This window comes from Rummeliibacillus sp. POC4 (assembly GCF_003576525.1).
GTDB lineage: Bacteria > Bacillota > Bacilli > Bacillales_A > Planococcaceae > Rummeliibacillus.
The window spans coordinates 1-1,589 of sequence record NZ_QWUA01000145.1 but is presented as its reverse complement, the minus strand read 5'-3'; the positions used below and the strand labels follow the sequence as shown (position 1 = coordinate 1,589).

At 49.7% G+C, this 1,589-nt stretch carries 15 tRNA genes and 1 rRNA gene; all 16 read right to left on the bottom strand.

Annotated features, from left to right (window positions below):
* Positions 1–45: 45 nt before the first annotated feature.
* The 16 genes from D1606_RS18410 to rrf all read right to left on the bottom strand — a co-directional run bounded on the left by D1606_RS18410 (position 46) and on the right by rrf (position 1,527).
* Positions 46–117, bottom strand: a tRNA-Glu gene (locus tag D1606_RS18410).
* A gap of 1 nt (position 118) precedes the next feature.
* A tRNA-Asn gene (locus D1606_RS18405) sits at positions 119–195 on the bottom strand.
* A gap of 9 nt (positions 196–204) precedes the next feature.
* Positions 205–281 (bottom strand) — tRNA-Ile (locus D1606_RS18400).
* 6 nt (positions 282–287) lie between these two features.
* Positions 288–371: transfer RNA gene (locus D1606_RS18395), tRNA-Tyr, on the bottom strand.
* 9 nt (positions 372–380) lie between these two features.
* A tRNA-Thr gene (locus D1606_RS18390) sits at positions 381–453 on the bottom strand.
* A gap of 7 nt (positions 454–460) precedes the next feature.
* Positions 461–536: transfer RNA gene (locus D1606_RS18385), tRNA-Phe, on the bottom strand.
* 32 nt (positions 537–568) lie between these two features.
* A tRNA-Asp gene (locus D1606_RS18380) sits at positions 569–645 on the bottom strand.
* A gap of 16 nt (positions 646–661) precedes the next feature.
* Positions 662–754, bottom strand: a tRNA-Ser gene (locus tag D1606_RS18375).
* Between the two features lie 5 nt (positions 755–759).
* A tRNA-Ala gene (locus D1606_RS18370) sits at positions 760–835 on the bottom strand.
* An 18-nt stretch (positions 836–853) separates the two neighbouring features.
* A tRNA-Pro gene (locus D1606_RS18365) sits at positions 854–930 on the bottom strand.
* Positions 931–934: 4 nt separating this feature from the next.
* A tRNA-Arg gene (locus tag D1606_RS18360) sits at positions 935–1,011 on the bottom strand.
* Between the two features lie 40 nt (positions 1,012–1,051).
* Positions 1,052–1,126: transfer RNA gene (locus tag D1606_RS18355), tRNA-Gly, on the bottom strand.
* A 13-nt stretch (positions 1,127–1,139) separates the two neighbouring features.
* Positions 1,140–1,221 (bottom strand) — tRNA-Leu (locus tag D1606_RS18350).
* 19 nt (positions 1,222–1,240) lie between these two features.
* A tRNA-Lys gene (locus tag D1606_RS18345) sits at positions 1,241–1,313 on the bottom strand.
* Between the two features lie 13 nt (positions 1,314–1,326).
* Positions 1,327–1,402, bottom strand: a tRNA-Val gene (locus D1606_RS18340).
* Positions 1,403–1,410: 8 nt separating this feature from the next.
* Positions 1,411–1,527 (bottom strand): 5S ribosomal RNA (gene rrf, locus D1606_RS18335).
* Positions 1,528–1,589 lie beyond the last annotated feature (62 nt).

The following is a 1,589-nucleotide window of genomic DNA, read 5'->3' as shown; positions in this document are numbered from 1 at the left end:
AAAAAAGTCCTTAAGAATCACAAGATTCTTAAGGACTTCTAGTTATGACCCCTACGGGATTCGAACCCATGTTACCTCCGTGAAAGGGAGGTGTCTTAACCACTTGACCAAGGGGCCATGGCTCCGAAGGTAGGACTCGAACCTACGACCCTCTGATTAACAGTCAGATGCTACTACCAACTGAGCTACTTCGGAATAATATTATGGTGGGCCTAAATGGACTCGAACCATCGACCTCACGCTTATCAGGCGTGCGCTCTAACCAGCTGAGCTATAGGCCCATAAAATGGTGGAGGGGGGCAGATTCGAACTGCCGAACCCGAAGGAGCGGATTTACAGTCCGCCGCGTTTAGCCTCTTCGCTACCCCTCCGAAAGACGATGCCGGCGAAAGGAGTCGAACCCTCGACCTACTGATTACAAGTCAGTTGCTCTACCAACTGAGCTACACCGGCATTATTATGGTGGGTCGGGACAGAATCGAACTGCCGACACTTAGAGCTTCAATCTAATGCTCTACCAACTGAGCTACCGACCCATAATAATTTTAGTATAAATTTAAAAGGAAAATGGCGGTTCGGACGGGACTCGAACCCGCGACCTCCTGCGTGACAGGCAGGCATTCTAACCAGCTGAACTACCGAACCATTAAATTTTTAAAAATGGAGGAGGAAGAGGGATTCGAACCCCCGCGCGGTTTGACCCGCCTGTCGGTTTTCAAGACCGATCCCTTCAGCCAGACTTGGGTATTCCTCCAATATTGGTGGAGCCTAGCGGGATCGAACCGCTGACCTCCTGCGTGCAAGGCAGGCGCTCTCCCAGCTGAGCTAAGGCCCCAATATGTAATATTTAAAATGGTCGGGAAGACAGGATTCGAACCTGCGACCCCTTGGTCCCAAACCAAGTGCTCTACCAAGCTGAGCTACTTCCCGAATATGGTGCGCCCAGCAGAAGTCGAATCCACAACCTTCTGATCCGTAGTCAGACGCTCTATCCAGTTGAGCTATGGGCGCAAATCATTATTAAACTAAATTATTATAGATTTTTCAAAAATGGAGCGGAAGACGGGGTTCGAACCCGCGACCCCCACCTTGGCAAGGTGATGTTCTACCACTGAACTACTTCCGCAAAGTAGAAAAAATGCGGGTGAAGGGAGTCGAACCCCCACGCCTTGCGGCGCTAGATCCTAAGTCTAGTGCGTCTGCCAATTCCGCCACACCCGCGAATTATTAATATAAATGATGAGTCATGCAGGATTCGAACCAGCGACCCTCTGATTAAAAGTCAGATGCTCTACCAACTGAGCTAATGACTCATTTAAACTAAAATGGTGGAGGATGACGGGATCGAACCGCCGACCCTCTGCTTGTAAGGCAGATGCTCTCCCAGCTGAGCTAATCCTCCATATATAAGCCTAGCAACGTCCTACTCTCGCAGGGGGACAGCCCCCAACTACCATTGGCGCTAAAGAGCTTAACTTCTGTGTTCGACATGGGAACAGGTGTGACCTCTTTGCCATCATTACTAGACTTTCTCGGCTTCCAATACACGTCGCATTACTGCTTGTCTATCGAAACCCTTATTGAAAGAG